The sequence below is a fragment of the Pseudomonas marginalis genome (assembly GCF_024169655.1).
Classification (GTDB): domain Bacteria; phylum Pseudomonadota; class Gammaproteobacteria; order Pseudomonadales; family Pseudomonadaceae; genus Aquipseudomonas; species Aquipseudomonas paraveronii.
The window spans coordinates 5,234,660-5,248,515 of sequence record NZ_JALJWV010000001.1 but is presented as its reverse complement, the minus strand read 5'-3'; the positions used below and the strand labels follow the sequence as shown (position 1 = coordinate 5,248,515).

The window sequence follows — 13,856 nt, the reverse complement described above, 5'->3', positions numbered from 1 at the left end:
GTGCCTGGGAGATTTCAGATCAGTTCTTCAACCAACTGCAAACAATGATTCAGCCCCGGCGACTGATCATTCACCCGCCGGCTGAGAATAATCGGCGAGGTCGCGGTGGCTTCCACCACCGGCGTGTAGCCGATGTCCGCGCGATGCAGCACCTGCACCGACGCCGGCACCAGCGTCACGCCCATGCCCGCGCCGACCAGGCCGATGGCGGTCTGCAGCTCGTTGGTCCATTGCGCCACCTTGAGGCTCAAACCGTGGGCGTCGAACAGCGCGATCACATGGTCGGCATAACTGGGACGCGGGTTGCCGGGGTACAGCACAAACGGCTCGGCGGCCAATTGGGCGAGGGTGGCGGGCGCGTTCAGCAAGGCGTGACCGGCGGGCAGCACCGCGACCAGGCGATCCTCCACCAGCACGCGCTGGACGATGGCCGGGTCATCGATGCGAATCCGCCCGAAGCCCACATCAATGCGCCCGGCCTTGAGCGCTTCGACTTGTTGCAAGGTGGTCATTTCCGACAGCCCCAGCTCCAGCTCCAGCGCTTCATGGTTGCGCAGCCGCCGAATCAGCTCGGGCAGCACGCCATACAAGGTCGACGGCGCAAAGCCGATGCCCAGCCAGGTCTTCTCGCCCTGGCCGATACGCCGGGTGGTGTCGCAGACCTTGCCCAACTGCTCCAGCAGCACGTTGGCGTGCTCATAGAAAAACCGCCCGGCCTCGGTCAGCCGCAGCGGGCGGCCGCGCTCCAGCAGTATCACGCCCAATTCATCCTCCAATTGCTGGATCTGCCGGCTCAACGGCGGCTGGGCGATGTGCAGGCGTTCGGCGGCGCGGGTGAAGTTGAGGGTTTCGCCCAGCACCTGGAAATAGCGCAGATGTCGCAGTTCCATGACAGCTCCTTTGATACCTTGAAGGTATTGTGCGAGACCAATTCTATATTGGAAGCCAGGAAAAATGCGGCACAGAATCGGCTCAAATCTATAAAGAACCCAACGGGTATAGCCATGCCGATTTGCGCCATCGAGTCGATCGAGACCATCATCGTCGACCTCCCCACCATCCGCCCGCACAAGCTGGCGATGCACACGATGCAAAACCAGACCCTGGTGATCATCCGCCTGCGCTGCGCCGACGGTATCGAAGGCATCGGCGAAGCCACCACCATCGGCGGTCTGAGCTACGGCAACGAAAGCCCCGACAGCATCAAAATCAACATCGACCGCCACTTCGCCCCGCTGCTGATCGGCCAGGACGCGAACAACATCAATGCCGCCATGTTGCGCCTGGCACGCAGCATTCGCGGCAATACGTTCGCCAAGTCCGCCGTCGAAAGCGCCTTGCTCGACGCGCTGGGCAAACGCCTGAACCTGCCGGTCAGCGAACTGCTCGGCGGCCGCGTGCGCGACGCGTTGCCGGTGGCCTGGACCCTGGCCAGCGGCAACACCGAGCAGGACATTGCCGAAGCCGAGAAGATGCTCGACCTGCGCCGTCACCGCGTCTTCAAATTGAAGATCGGTGCCGGTGAGGTCAGTGCCGACCTGGCCCATGTGATCGCGATCAAAAAAGCCCTGGGCGAGCGCGCCAGCGTGCGCGTCGACGTCAACCAGGCCTGGGATGAAGCCGTCGCCCTGCGCGCCTGCAAGGTGCTCGGCGACAACGCTATCGACCTGATCGAACAGCCGATCTCGCGCAACAACCGCGCAGGCATGGCCCGGCTTAACCGGTCGAGCCCGGCGCCGATCATGGCCGACGAATCCATCGAATGTGTCGAGGACGCCTTCAACCTGGCCCGCGAAGGCGCGGCTTCGGTGTTTGCCCTCAAGATCGCCAAGAACGGCGGCCCGCGCGCGGTGTTGCGCACCGCCGCGATTGCCGAAGCGGCTGGGATCGGCCTGTACGGCGGCACCATGCTCGAAGGCGGCATCGGCACCCTGGCCTCGGCCCATGCGTTTCTCACCCTGGACACCCTGGCGTGGGGCACCGAGCTGTTCGGCCCGCTGCTGCTCACCGAAGACATCCTCACCGAGCCGCTGGTGTACCGCGATTTCCACCTGCATGTCGGCACCGCACCGGGCCTGGGCCTGACCATCGACGAAGAGCGCCTGGCATTCTTCCGGCGTGACAACCACTAAGAGGCGTCTGCCATGTTGTTCCACGTAAAAATGAGCGTGAACCTGCCCGTCGACATGAACCCCGAACGCGCCGCCAACCTCAAGGCCGAAGAAAAAGCCCTGGCGCAGCGCCTGCAGCAAGAGGGCAAATGGCGTCATCTGTGGCGCATCGCCGGGCTTTACGCCAACTACAGCGTGTTCGATGTCGACAGCGTGCAGGAACTGCACGACCTGCTGATGCAATTGCCGCTTTATCCCTACATGGCCATCGAAGTGAATGCGCTGTGCCGGCACCCGTCGTCGATCCACGCGGACGACCGTTGAGCCTGTTTTATCCCGAATAATTACAAGATGAGGATTGCACCATGTCCATCCGACTGTCCCAGACTGCCCACGCCCAACAGTTTCTCGAAGAAGCCAGCGGCAACCGCAGCGAAAGCGGCAACCCGCGCACCAAGACGCTGATCTACCGAATCCTGCGGGACACGGTGAACATCATCGAAGACCTGGAAGTCACCCCCGAAGAGTTCTGGGCGGCGGTCAACTACCTCAACGAATTGGGTAAACACCAGGAAGCCGGTTTGCTCGCCGCCGGGCTCGGCCTGGAGCATTACCTGGACCTGTTGATGGATGCCGCCGACGAAGAGGCCGGCAAAACCGGCGGCACCCCGCGCACCATCGAAGGCCCGCTGTATGTGGCGGGGGCGCCATTGTCGAAATACGAAGCGCGCCTGGATGACGGCCAGGACCCGGGCGTGCCGCTGTTCATGCGCGGTCAGGTACGGGACACGCAGGGCAAACCGGTGGCCGGGGCGATTGTCGATGTGTGGCAGGCCAATACCGGCGGCACTTACTCCTGGTTCGACACCGCGCAGTCGGAATTCAACCTGCGCCGCCGCATCGAGACCGACGCCCACGGCAACTTCCGTTTTCGCAGCATCGTGCCGTCGGGCTATGGCTGCCCGCCGACCGGGCCGACCCAGCAGTTGCTCGATCAACTGGGACGCCACGGGCAGCGCCCGGCGCATATTCACTTCTTCATCTCGGCACCGGGGCATCGGCACCTGACCACGCAGATCAACCTGTCGGACGACCCGTACCTGCACGATGATTTTGCCTACGCGACACGGGATGAATTGATTGCCGAAATTCGCTTCAGTGACGATCAGCAACTGGCGCGGGAACTGGGTGTGGAAGGGCGTTTTGCGCAGATTGATTTTGACTTTGAGGTGCAGCTCGCCGCTGCGCCGGTAGAGCAACAGCGCATGCAGCGGGTCCGTGCATTGGAAGATTGATCAACACGGTCAAATGTGGGAGGGAGCTTGCTCCCGATAGCGGCGGATCAGTAAACATTTAAGTGACTGACACACTGCTATCGGGGGCAAGCCCCCTCCCACATTTGTTGACCGATGGTGCTGCGGCTATTTGCGCAGCACCAGATCCAACACTTCGTCGCGATCCTTGATCTTCTGCAACACAATCTCCGAACGGATATCCATCACCCCCGCCGTGCGGTTCAGGTGGTTCACGATGAAGTCCGAAAAGTGCTTGAGGTTGCGCGCCTGCACCCGCAGCACATAGTTGCTGGCGCCGGTAATCACGTAAGCGCTGGCCACTTCCGGCCAGCCTTGCACCTTCTGGATAAACCTCTCATGCCAATCCTCCACGTCCTGGCGCAATGACAGGTGGACGATGGCTTCCAGCTCGATCCCCAACTGCTCGGCATTCAACACTGCGCGATAGCCGCTGATGATGCCTTCGCTTTCCAGCAGGCGCAGACGGCGTAGGCAGGCGGAGGGCGACAGCGCGACTTTTTCCGCGAGTTCCTGGTTGCTGATACGGCCGTCCTGTTGCAGGAAGTGCAGGAGGCGCAGGTCGGTGGCGTCGAGAATCATGCTTAGAATAAATCCGCGTTTTTTCGGTTGAACTTCGAATTTCCTACAGCTTAATTAGCCTGTTGCCCACCACTTTGCACGAAAATTCTCTAAAACCTCGTTCATTATTTGCTGCATATTCCCTTATAAAAATCAGGACAGCCCATGATCACTCGAAGCCATTGCCAAGCCCTTGACGACCAGGATCGGTTGGCGCCGCTGCGTCACCAGTTCGCCTTGCCGCAGGGGGTGATCTACCTCGACGGCAACTCCCTCGGGGCGCGTCCGGTGGCAGCGCTTGCGCGGGCGCAGCAGGTGATCGCCGAGGAGTGGGGCAATGGCCTGATTCGCAGTTGGAACAGCGCGGGTTGGGCGGATTTGTCCCAACGCCTGGGCAATCGCCTGGCGCCGTTGATCGGTGCGGGCGACGGCGAAGTGGTAATCACCGATACCACCTCGATCAACCTGTTCAAGGTGCTCAGCGCCGCGTTGAGCGTGCAGCGCCAACGCCAGCCGCAGCGCAAGGTGATCGTCAGTGAAGCGAGTAACTTCCCCACCGACCTATACATCGCCGAGGGCCTCGCCGAACTGCTGCAACAGGGCTATTCCCTGCGGCTGGTCAACAGCCCGGACGAACTGCCCCAGGCCATCGATCAGGACGTGGCGGTGGTGATGCTCACCCACGTCAACTACAAGACCGGCTACCTGTACGACATGCAGGCGCTCACCACGTTAAGCCACGAGTGCGGCGCCCTGAGCCTCTGGGACCTGGCGCATTCGGCGGGCGCGGTACCCATCGACCTGCATCGGGCCGGCGCCGATTACGCGATCGGCTGCACTTACAAATACCTCAACGGCGGCCCCGGCTCCCAGGCGTTCGTGTGGGTTAACCCCGCGCTGGTGGACGTGGTGCGCCAGCCGTTGTCGGGCTGGTTCGGGCATACCCGGCAGTTCGCCATGGAGTCGAGCTATGCGCCGAGCGCCGGCATCGCCCGTTACCTGTGCGGCACCCAGCCGATCACCTCGCTGGCCATGGTGGAATGCGGCCTGGAGATTTTCGAACAGACCGACATGGCCAGCCTGCGCGGTAAATCCCTGGCCTTGACCGACCTGTTTATCGCGTGCGTCGAAGCCCGTTGCGCCGCCCACGGCCTGGTGTTGATCACCCCGCGTGAGCACGCCAGACGCGGCAGCCATGTGAGCTTTGAGCACCCTGAAGGCTACGCGGTAATCCAGGCGCTGATTGCCCGTGGAGTGATCGGCGACTACCGCGAGCCGCGCATCATGCGCTTTGGTTTTACGCCGCTGTACACCAGTTTCAGCGAGGTGTGGGACGCCGTGGAAATCCTCGGCGACATCCTCGACAACCGCACCTGGGACCAGGCGCAATTCAAAGTCCGCAACAGCGTCACTTGAATAAACGCAGACAACCATGGCGGGAGGGCGCTTGCTCCCGATAGCGTTGTATCAGCGTGCGAATCCGGCGACCGACACACCGCCATCGGGGGCAAGCCCCCTCCCACACTGAGCCTGCGTCAGACACACAATGGATGAACACCGCAGACCCCATGTGGGAGGGGGCTTGCCCCCGATGGCGGCGGATCAGTCACCCAGGCATCAACTGAAAGACTGCTATCACAAACAAGCCCCCCTCCACAGGGGATCTGTGGCAACAGACAAATCGTGCAATCACAACAATAAGGGGCACACCACGTGACCACGCCAAACGACGGCTTTGCAGAAATCACCCACCGCGAACTGGGCCTGAGGCGCCAGCTCACTTCCGGCCAGATGAGCATGATCGCCATCGGTGGCGCCATCGGCACCGGGCTGTTCATGGGTAGCGCCTATGCCATCGGCTATGCCGGGCCCAGCGTGCTGGTGAGTTACGCCATCGGTGCGTTGATCACCTTGCTGCTGATGGGCTGCCTGGCGGAGATGACGGTGGCCCATTCCACCTCCGGCTCTTTCGGTGCCTACGCCGAGTTCTACATCAGCCCGCTGGCCGGGTTTCTGGTGCGCTATGCCTATTGGGCGGCGATTGTGCTGGCGGTGGGCGCCGAGGTCACGGCGGTGGCGATGTACATGAAGTACTGGTTCGCCAACGTGCCGGAGTGGGTGTGGATCGTGTCGTTTTCCAGCGTGCTGATCCTGCTCAATGCCATCAGCGTGAAAACCTTCGGCAGCTTCGAATACTGGTTCTCGACGATCAAGATCAGCGCCATCGTCGGCTTCATCCTCCTCGCGGTGTACGTGGTGTTCGGCTCCGGCAACCCGCAGTACGGCGTGCAGAACTACACGGCCCACGACGGCTTTTTCCCGCATGGCTTGAGCGGCATGTGGATCGCGGTGATCGTGTCGATTTTCAGCTACCTGAGCGTGGAGATGATCGCCGTGGCGGCCGGTGAAGCGGCCGACCCGGAGCAGGCGGTGAAGAGGGCCTTTCGCGCGACCATCGTGCGCCTGGTGGTGTTTTACCTGCTGACCCTGGCGCTGATGTTGGCCATCGTGCCGTGGAACCAGGCCGGGCAGGCCCAGAGCCCGTTCGTCACGGTGATGCAGACCCTCGGCATTCCCGGCGCCACCGGGGTGATGAATTTCGTGATTCTGATCGCGGCGCTGTCGGCGATGAACAGCCAGCTCTACATCACCACGCGCATGATGTTCAGCCTGTCCCGCGCCGGCTTTGCGCCCACGTCCATGGGCGCGTTGAGCAAGAGCGGCATCCCGCTGAACGCCTTGTTGCTGTCCAGCTCGGGCATCGCTCTGGCGACCTTGCTTAACGTGGTCTACCCGGAAAGCTCGTTCACGCTGATGATGGCGATCTCGATGTTCGGCGCGATCTTCACCTGGTTCATGATCTTCCTGACGCACCTGTTCTTCCGCCGTTATCGCAAGCGTCATGGCGGGGCGACGTTGTCGTTCCAACTGCGCCTGTTTCCCTACAGCACGCTGCTGGGCCTGGTGCTGATGGGCGCGGTGATGATCACCACGTATTTCACCGACGCGTTCAAGATGACCCTGGTGTTCGGCGTGCCGTTCCTGCTGATTCTGTCGGCGGTGTATTACGGGTTTTTCCGCAAGGGCAGGGCCAAGGCGTCGAGCAAGGCCCTGGCATAACCCGGCAGTTGTTCGAACGAGCGCGCGCATAACAGCAGCGTTCGACAGGCCCAAGCTTCTCGCAACGGTTGGGCCTTGAAGCGCTGCTCCAACGGCCAACGCGCCAGCGCCGCCTGGGGCACGATCCCCAGGCCCGCGCCGCGTGCGACCATGCGCATCACCCCATCAAAGCCCTCGGCCCGGATCCGCGTTTGCAAGCGAAACCCCGCGTGCAACGCCTGTTCTTCCAGGTACACCGCCAACGCACTGTGGGCGGCCAGGCCCACATAGTCGTAATGCAGGCTGTCGATAAAGCTCACCGTACTTGCCGCCAACGGATGCTCCAGCGGCATGATCAGCACCAGCGGATCGTCGCGAAACGCCAGGGTTTGCAAGCCGTGGGTGTCCACCGCGTCGGAGATGATCCCCAGGTCTGCGGTGCCCTGGCGCAAGGCCTGGGTGATGCGCAGGCTGGGCAGTTCCTGCAGGTCGATATCGAGGTTGGGGTGTTCGCGCAGAAAATCCGCCAGCAGTTCTGGCAAGTATTCGCTGAGGGCGGTGGTGTTGCACAACAGGCGCACCTGGCCTTTGACGCCGTTGGCGTACTCCGCCAGGTCCTGTTGCAGGTGCTCGGCCTGTTGCAGCAACAGCCGGGCATGACGGGCCAGGGCCTGGCCAGCGGGCGTGGGCGTGACGCCACGGCGGCCGCGTTCGAGGCATTCGACGCCCAGCGCGGCCTCCATCGCGCGGATGCGCGCGCTGGCGGCGGCCAGGGACAAGTGGCTGCGGCTGGCGCCGGCGGTGATGTTGCCGGCGTCGAGGATGTGCAGGTAGAGGCGCAGGTCGATCAGGTCAAAGTGCATGGCTGGAAGATTTCCTTTCGCTGGACTGGCGCTATCGCGAGCAAACCCGCTCTCACTGTTGAAGTGCATTCCAAGTGTGGGAGGGGGCTTGCCCGCGATGAGGCCCTCAGCCTCATGCAAAACAAGAGGCTGCCTCAGTATATGGCGAATTTTCGCCCCCCGCGAAAGCCCTCACAATCCGCCCATGAATACCTTCCTCGCGTTCTACCAAAACCTCGGCCCCGCCCTGACCCTGCTGGTAATCGGCACCTTCCTGCTGGCCGGCACCGTCAAAGGCGTGATTGGCCTGGGCCTGCCCACCGTCGCCATGGGCCTGCTCGGCCTGGCTATGTTACCGGCGCAGGCTGCGGCGTTGCTGATTATCCCTTCGACGGTGACCAACCTTTGGCAACTGGCCTTCGGCGGCCATTTGAGCGCGTTGCTCAAACGCTTGTGGCCGCTGTTGCTGCTGATTTTCCTCGGCACCGGGTTGGGCACGTTGTGGCTGGGAATGGGCGGTGGCGATTGGGTGGTGCGCGCGTTGGGCGCGGCCTTGCTGGTGTATGCGTTGAGTGGACTGTTCCTGCCCGCATTCAGCGTAAAGCCTGCAACCGAGCGCTGGTTGGCGCCGGTGTGTGGGCTGGTCACCGGCCTGATCACCTCGGCCACCGGCGTCTTCGTGATTCCTGCGGTGCCGTACCTGCAAGCGTTGGGCTTGAATCGCGATCAGTTGGTGCAGGCGCTGGGGCTGTCGTTCAGCGTGTCGACATTGGCGCTGGCCGCCGGGTTGGCCTGGCGCGGCAGCCTTGGCGGCGGCGAGATCAATGCCTCGCTGTTGGCGCTGGCGCCCGCCTTGCTGGGGATGTGGCTCGGGCAGGCGTTGCGCCAACGGATCAGTGCCGTGCTGTTCAGGCGGGTGTTTTTTATCGGCATGGCGCTGTTGGGCGCGCACCTGTTGATCAGTGGGTAAAGGCAATAATAGAGTCGAATTCGTGATTTTTAGTCAAATGTATTTTGCCGCGCCAAGGCTTATTCCGCGCAAGGCACATCGATACCCTGCCTTCAGACATTTTTAATCTCAAGGCGCCCCCCCATGAAAAAAGTCCTGTTGCTCAACGGCGGTAAAAAATTCGCCCACTCTGACGGTCGCTACAACAGCACCCTGCATGACGCCGCCGTGGCGGTGCTCGACCGCGGCGGTATCGACATCAAGGTCACGCATATCGACGAAGGCTACGACGTGGCCGAAGAGGTCGCCAAATTCCTCTGGGCCGACGTGATCATCTATCAGATGCCCGGCTGGTGGATGGGCGCGCCGTGGATCGTGAAGAAGTACATCGACGAAGTCTTCACCGAAGGTCACGGCAGCCTCTACGCCAGCGATGGTCGCACCCGTTCCGACGCGTCGCAGAAATACGGCAGCGGCGGCCTGATCCACGGCAAGCAGTACATGTTGTCGCTGACCTGGAACGCCCCGCAGCAAGCCTTCGACGACCCGAGCGATTTCTTTGAAGGTAAAGGCGTGGACGCGGTGTATTTCGCGTTTCACAAGGCCAATCAGTTCCTCGGCATGACGGCCTTGCCGACGTTCCTCTGCGTGGACGTGATGAAGCGCCCGGCCATCGACGCCGATGTGGCGCGCTACGAGCAGCATCTGGCGCAGGTGTTCGACCTCTCGGTGTAAGCTGCGCTGTGCCGATAAAGAGGACAGCCTGTGAAAGCCCGATCCGATGAGCTACAGATCTTCGTCAACGTGATTGAGTGCGGCTCGATTTCCGCTGCGGCGGAGCAGGTCGGGCAGACGCCGTCGGCGGTCAGCCGCACCTTGTCGCGCCTGGAAGCCAAGCTCGACACCACGCTGATCAACCGCACCACGCGGCGCATGGACCTGACCGAGGAGGGCAAGTATTTCTTCGAGCAGGCCAAGGTGATCCTGGCGCAGATGGATGAGCTGGAGGAGCGCTTGTCGTCACGCCAGAAGAAACCGGCGGGGCGCCTGCGCATCAATGCCGCCGTGCCGTTCATGCTGCATGGGATCGTGCCGTACATCGCCGAGTTTCGCGGGCTGTACCCAGAGATCCAGTTGGAGCTGAACAGTGATGACTTGATCATCGACCTGTTGGAGCAGAGCACCGACATTGCGATTCGCATCGGCGCGCTGGCCGATTCCACCCTGCATGCGCGGTCCCTCGGCTGCACCCCGCTGCATATCCTTGCCAGCCCGGCTTATCTCAAGCAATACGGCGCGCCGACCACGGTCGCCGAGTTGGCCGAGCACACTTTGCTTGGCTTCACCCAGACCGAGACGCTCAACCACTGGCCGCTGCGCCACGTGGCGGGTGACCGCTGGCTGATCCAGCCCGGCATTGCCGCGTCCAGCGGCGAAACCTTGCGACAACTGGCGCTCGAAGGGCAGGGCATATGCTGCCTGTCGAACTTCATGACCAGCGCAGACATCGAGGCCGGGCGTCTGGTGCCGGTGCTGGAGGCGTTCAACAGCGGTTATCGCCAGCCGATCCACGCGGTGTTTTACCGCAACTCGCAACTGGCCTTGCGCATCCAATGTTTCCTGGACTTCATCCAGGCCAAGCTGGCGCGGTACGCCTGCTGATTCGTGACCTGCACGCAAGATTGAATTGGGCCATACGGTCTTATTCAACAGGGATGGGGCCTTGATACTGGGCCCATCACTTACTCAGTCAGGAGAGACCTCCATGAACGTATTCGTTACCGGCGCCGCCGGGTTTATCGGCGGTTCCATCGCCACCGGCCTGGTCAAGGCCGGCCACCATGTGACAGGCCTGGTGCGCAGCGCCGATCAAGCCGCCGAGATGACGGCCCTGGGCATCACCCCGGTCATCGGCACCCTGGATGACCGTGCGGTGTTGACCGAACAGGCCACGCAGGCCGACGCGGTGATCAACGCCGCCAGCAGCGACCATCGCGCGGCGGTGGAAACGCTATTGGCCGCCTTGAAAGGTTCGAACAAGCCGTTCCTGCACACCAGCGGTTCGAGCATCGTCGGCGATGCATCGGGCGGCAAGGCCAGTGATGTCATCTACTTCGAAGACCACCTGCCGGAACCGACTGTCGACAAGGCCGCCCGTGTCGCCATCGACAACCTGGTCCTGGCCGCCGCCCACGACGGCGTGAATTCGGCGGTGATCTGCAACACCCTGATCTACGGCCACAGCCTGGGCGTGAAGCGTGACAGCGTGCAATTGCCGCGCTTGCTCAAGCAGGCGCGCAAGAGCGGGGTGGTGCGCCATGTCGGTACGGGGCAGAACATTTGGTCCAATGTGCATATCGAGGACGTGGTCGCGCTCTATCTGCTGGCGCTGGAGAAGAACGTACCGGGCACGTTCTACTTCGTGGAAAGCAGCGAAGCGGCGTTCATCGACATGACCACCGCCATCGCCGACGCCCTGAACCTGGGCAAACCGCAGGATTGGCCACTGGCCGAGGCCGAAGCCGAATGGGGCTATGAAATGGCCAACTACGGCCTGGGCTCCAACAGCCGCGTGCGCGGCAAGCATGCCCGTGAATTGTTGGGTTGGGCGCCCAAGCGCACGTCGGTGGTGGAGTGGATTCGCCGCGAAATGGTCTGATGTCGGCGTGAGACCGTGGTGCACCCTTCGCGGGCAAGCCCACTCCCACATTTGACGGTGTTCACACCTCGATAACGGGTGCACCGATCAAACCATGGGAGTGGGCTTGCCCGCGAACGGGGCATCCCGGTCAATCTGCCCTGACGCTTCACTGGCCCCACCGACCGCATTTCCGTACCATTCCCCGCCTTATTCCCCGCAATGCCCGGTACCTCATGAACCTCACCCGTCTGCGCGCCGACGCCCTGGCCGGCCTCACCACGTCTTTCGCCTTGCTGCCAGAATGCATTGCCTTTGCCCTGGTGGCGCACCTCAATCCGCTGATGGGCCTCTACGGCGCGTTCATCATCTGCACCCTCACGGCGTTGTTTGGCGGCCGGCCGGGGATGGTCTCCGGTGCGGCGGGGTCGATGGCGGTGGTGATCGTCGCGCTGGTGGTGCAACACGGCGTGGAGTATTTGCTCGCGACGGTGCTGCTGGGCGGGTTGATCATGCTGGTCTTCGGCCTGCTGCGCCTGGGCAAGCTGGTGCGGATGGTGCCGCACCCGGTGATGCTGGGGTTCGTCAACGGCCTGGCGATCATCATTGCCCTGGCGCAGTTGGAGCATTTCAAAAGTGGTGATGCCTGGCTCAGCGGCACGCCGCTGTATGTGATGAGCGGCCTGGTGTTGGTGACCATGGCCATCGTCTACCTGTTGCCGCGCTTGACCCGTGCGGTGCCGCCGGCCCTGGTGGCGATCCTCGGCGTGGGCCTGGCGGTGTACCTGCTGGGCTTGCCGACGCGCACGCTGGGCGACATGGCCCACATCGCCGGTGGCCTGCCGAGCTTCGCGCTGCCGCAGATCCCCTGGAGCCTGGAGACCCTCGGCATCATCGCGCCCTATGCATTTTTGATGGCGATGGTCGGCTTGCTCGAAACTCTGCTGACCCTGAACCTCACCGACGAAATCACCGAGAGCCGCGGCTACCCCGACCGTGAGAGTGTGGCCCTGGGTGTGGCGAATATGGTCTCGGGCCTGTTCGGCGGCATGGGCGGTTGCGCGATGATCGGGCAAACCGTGATCAACCTCAGCTCCGGCGGGCGCGGGCGTTTCTCCGGGGTGTTGGCCGGGGTGATGATCCTGTTGTTCATTCTGTTTCTGTCACCGCTGATCGAGCGCATTCCGCTGGCGGCGCTGGTCGGGGTGATGTTCGTGGTGTCGCAGCAGACCTTCGCCTGGGCGTCGCTGCGGGTGATCAACAAAGTGCCGCTCAATGACGTGCTGGTGATCATCGCGGTGACCGTGATCACCGTGTTCACCGACCTGGCCACGGCTGTGTTGTGCGGGATCGTGATCGCGGCGCTGAACTTCGCCTGGCAACAGGCGCGGGAGTTGTATGCGGATGAACATCTGGAAGCGGACGGCAGCAAGCTCTACCGCGTGCATGGCACCTTGTTCTTTGCCTCGACCACGCCGTTTTTGAACCGCTTTGACCCGGCCAATGACCCGGCAGCGGTGACGCTCGATTGCCGTCACCTGAGCATTGTCGACTACTCCGCGATTGCTGCGTTGATGACCTTGCGCGAGCGCTACAGCAAGGCCGGCAAGCATCTGCGCGTGCTGCATGTGTCCGAGCGCTGCAAGAAACTGCTCAAGCGCGCCAGGGTCCATCACGACTGACCGCAACCCCTGTAGGAGCGAGCTTGCTCGCGAAAAACCCGAGAGCGCCACGTCTATCCAGACAACACGCGTCATCGTTGACGATTTTCGCGAGCAAGCTCGCTCCTACGGGAGGGCGAGGGTGTTCATTCATTACGGCCCGACCAGGTCTTCCAGTTCCTGGGCGCGGGTCTGGGTCATGTCCAGCACGCAGCCGGTGCCGTTGACCTGATCGATGCTGCCGCCGGTAGCACTGCCGGCAAAGGCGCAATTGGCATCGCGGTACTTTATCCACAGGCGCTGCACGTCCTGCAATTGCTGCTTGCGCGCACCTTCCTGGGCGGCGAGGGCGGTCTTGTAGGCCGTGTTCAGGCGCGTGTCCTGCACTTTGGCTTGCTGGGTGTTGCACTTGACCATGTCGACGGTCGTGTTGGCGCTGTCCATGCATTTCTTCAGTGCGGCGTTGTCGGCGGCCGAGGCGCTGTTGCACAGGGCGAGCAGCAGGGCGCTGGCGGCGAGGGAGGTGCGGGTCATGAGCGAGTGTCCTGGATGTCGGTGGGTGCGCATTTTAAGACTCAAACGCGAGTATTGAGTTTCCAGCCTTTTCTGAACTTGATGTAAGAACACCCCCCGAATTTTCATGCGCCGCTGTCGGGCATGTCCCCGCGCGACAGCGCTTATC

General features: G+C 62.5%; 14 protein-coding genes. 10 read left to right on the top strand and 4 right to left on the bottom strand.

Annotated elements, in window-relative coordinates; genetic code table 11:
• Positions 1 to 14: 14 nt before the first annotated feature.
• Positions 15 to 890: a LysR family transcriptional regulator gene (locus J2Y83_RS24185; RefSeq protein ID WP_253399018.1), complete on the bottom strand. Its 876-nt coding sequence runs from the start codon at positions 888 to 890 to the stop codon at positions 15 to 17.
• 114 nt (positions 891 to 1,004) lie between these two features.
• On the opposite strand from J2Y83_RS24185, the gene J2Y83_RS24180 reads away from it, so the two are divergent.
• From J2Y83_RS24180 to catA, 3 genes are read left to right on the top strand one after another with little or no spacing between them, the layout of a single operon-like run.
• Positions 1,005 to 2,132 carry a muconate cycloisomerase family protein gene (locus tag J2Y83_RS24180; protein WP_253399016.1) on the top strand — a complete coding sequence of 376 codons (1,128 nt, stop codon included), beginning with the start codon at positions 1,005 to 1,007 and terminating at the stop codon, positions 2,130 to 2,132.
• Positions 2,133 to 2,144: 12 nt separating this feature from the next.
• Positions 2,145 to 2,435, top strand: coding sequence for a muconolactone Delta-isomerase (gene catC / locus J2Y83_RS24175; RefSeq protein ID WP_253399014.1), 291 nt, complete (start codon positions 2,145 to 2,147; stop codon positions 2,433 to 2,435).
• Between the two features lie 41 nt (positions 2,436 to 2,476).
• Positions 2,477 to 3,406, top strand: a complete 930-nt coding sequence (catA, locus tag J2Y83_RS24170; protein WP_253399011.1) for a catechol 1,2-dioxygenase — start codon at positions 2,477 to 2,479, stop codon at positions 3,404 to 3,406.
• Positions 3,407 to 3,532: 126 nt separating this feature from the next.
• On the opposite strand, the gene J2Y83_RS24165 is transcribed toward catA, so the two are convergent.
• Positions 3,533 to 4,006 (bottom strand): Lrp/AsnC family transcriptional regulator, encoded by a 474-nt coding sequence (locus J2Y83_RS24165; RefSeq protein WP_253399009.1) that lies wholly within the window; start codon positions 4,004 to 4,006, stop codon positions 3,533 to 3,535.
• A gap of 144 nt (positions 4,007 to 4,150) precedes the next feature.
• Between J2Y83_RS24165 and kynU the strand changes: the two genes are divergently transcribed.
• Together kynU and J2Y83_RS24155 are read left to right on the top strand one after the other, a co-directional pair.
• A complete protein-coding gene (kynU, locus tag J2Y83_RS24160) occupies positions 4,151 to 5,401 on the top strand; it encodes a kynureninase (RefSeq protein WP_253399007.1) in 1,251 nt (416 codons plus the stop codon).
• A 297-nt stretch (positions 5,402 to 5,698) separates the two neighbouring features.
• A complete protein-coding gene (locus J2Y83_RS24155; protein ID WP_253399005.1) occupies positions 5,699 to 7,105 on the top strand; it encodes an amino acid permease in 1,407 nt (468 codons plus the stop codon).
• On the opposite strand, the gene J2Y83_RS24150 is transcribed toward J2Y83_RS24155, so the two are convergent.
• Positions 7,051 to 7,947 carry a LysR substrate-binding domain-containing protein gene (locus J2Y83_RS24150; protein WP_253399003.1) on the bottom strand — a complete coding sequence of 299 codons (897 nt, stop codon included), beginning with the start codon at positions 7,945 to 7,947 and terminating at the stop codon, positions 7,051 to 7,053. The genes J2Y83_RS24155 and J2Y83_RS24150 overlap by 55 nt on opposite strands.
• 184 nt (positions 7,948 to 8,131) lie before the next feature.
• On the opposite strand from J2Y83_RS24150, the gene J2Y83_RS24145 reads away from it, so the two are divergent.
• The 5 genes from J2Y83_RS24145 (at position 8,132) to J2Y83_RS24125 (ending at position 13,195) form a co-directional block, all read left to right on the top strand.
• Entirely contained in the window at positions 8,132 to 8,896 is a 765-nt protein-coding gene (locus J2Y83_RS24145; RefSeq protein ID WP_253399001.1) for a sulfite exporter TauE/SafE family protein, read from the top strand.
• 123 nt (positions 8,897 to 9,019) lie between these two features.
• Positions 9,020 to 9,610, top strand: coding sequence for an NAD(P)H-dependent oxidoreductase (locus J2Y83_RS24140; protein WP_247399700.1), 591 nt, complete (start codon positions 9,020 to 9,022; stop codon positions 9,608 to 9,610).
• A 30-nt stretch (positions 9,611 to 9,640) separates the two neighbouring features.
• The gene (locus tag J2Y83_RS24135; RefSeq protein ID WP_253398999.1) at positions 9,641 to 10,537 is read left to right on the top strand and encodes a LysR substrate-binding domain-containing protein; all 897 of its coding nucleotides are present in this window, start codon (positions 9,641 to 9,643) and stop codon (positions 10,535 to 10,537) included.
• A gap of 103 nt (positions 10,538 to 10,640) precedes the next feature.
• Positions 10,641 to 11,534, top strand: coding sequence for an NAD-dependent epimerase/dehydratase family protein (locus J2Y83_RS24130; RefSeq protein ID WP_253398991.1), 894 nt, complete (start codon positions 10,641 to 10,643; stop codon positions 11,532 to 11,534).
• Between the two features lie 215 nt (positions 11,535 to 11,749).
• Positions 11,750 to 13,195 (top strand): SulP family inorganic anion transporter, encoded by a 1,446-nt coding sequence (locus tag J2Y83_RS24125; protein WP_253398989.1) that lies wholly within the window; start codon positions 11,750 to 11,752, stop codon positions 13,193 to 13,195.
• Between the two features lie 132 nt (positions 13,196 to 13,327).
• Here J2Y83_RS24125 and J2Y83_RS24120 read toward each other — a convergent pair whose 3' ends face one another.
• A complete protein-coding gene (locus J2Y83_RS24120; RefSeq protein WP_253398988.1) occupies positions 13,328 to 13,708 on the bottom strand; it encodes a lysozyme inhibitor LprI family protein in 381 nt (126 codons plus the stop codon).
• Positions 13,709 to 13,856: the final 148 nt, after the last annotated feature.

What these genes read in the sequence shown, in the direction of transcription:
- J2Y83_RS24185 (WP_253399018.1), bottom strand. Translation starts at nt 890, where the DNA reads ATGGAACTGCGACATCTGCGCTATTTCCAGGTGCTGGGCGAAACCCTC.
- J2Y83_RS24180 (WP_253399016.1), top strand. Translation starts at nt 1,005, where the DNA reads ATGCCGATTTGCGCCATCGAGTCGATCGAGACCATCATCGTCGACCTC.
- catC (WP_253399014.1), top strand. Translation starts at nt 2,145, where the DNA reads ATGTTGTTCCACGTAAAAATGAGCGTGAACCTGCCCGTCGACATGAAC.
- catA (WP_253399011.1), top strand. Translation starts at nt 2,477, where the DNA reads ATGTCCATCCGACTGTCCCAGACTGCCCACGCCCAACAGTTTCTCGAA.
- J2Y83_RS24165 (WP_253399009.1), bottom strand. Translation starts at nt 4,006, where the DNA reads ATGATTCTCGACGCCACCGACCTGCGCCTCCTGCACTTCCTGCAACAG.
- kynU (WP_253399007.1), top strand. Translation starts at nt 4,151, where the DNA reads ATGATCACTCGAAGCCATTGCCAAGCCCTTGACGACCAGGATCGGTTG.
- J2Y83_RS24150 (WP_253399003.1), bottom strand. Translation starts at nt 7,947, where the DNA reads ATGCACTTTGACCTGATCGACCTGCGCCTCTACCTGCACATCCTCGAC.
- J2Y83_RS24145 (WP_253399001.1), top strand. Translation starts at nt 8,132, where the DNA reads ATGAATACCTTCCTCGCGTTCTACCAAAACCTCGGCCCCGCCCTGACC.
- J2Y83_RS24140 (WP_247399700.1), top strand. Translation starts at nt 9,020, where the DNA reads ATGAAAAAAGTCCTGTTGCTCAACGGCGGTAAAAAATTCGCCCACTCT.
- J2Y83_RS24130 (WP_253398991.1), top strand. Translation starts at nt 10,641, where the DNA reads ATGAACGTATTCGTTACCGGCGCCGCCGGGTTTATCGGCGGTTCCATC.
- J2Y83_RS24125 (WP_253398989.1), top strand. Translation starts at nt 11,750, where the DNA reads ATGAACCTCACCCGTCTGCGCGCCGACGCCCTGGCCGGCCTCACCACG.
- J2Y83_RS24120 (WP_253398988.1), bottom strand. Translation starts at nt 13,708, where the DNA reads ATGACCCGCACCTCCCTCGCCGCCAGCGCCCTGCTGCTCGCCCTGTGC.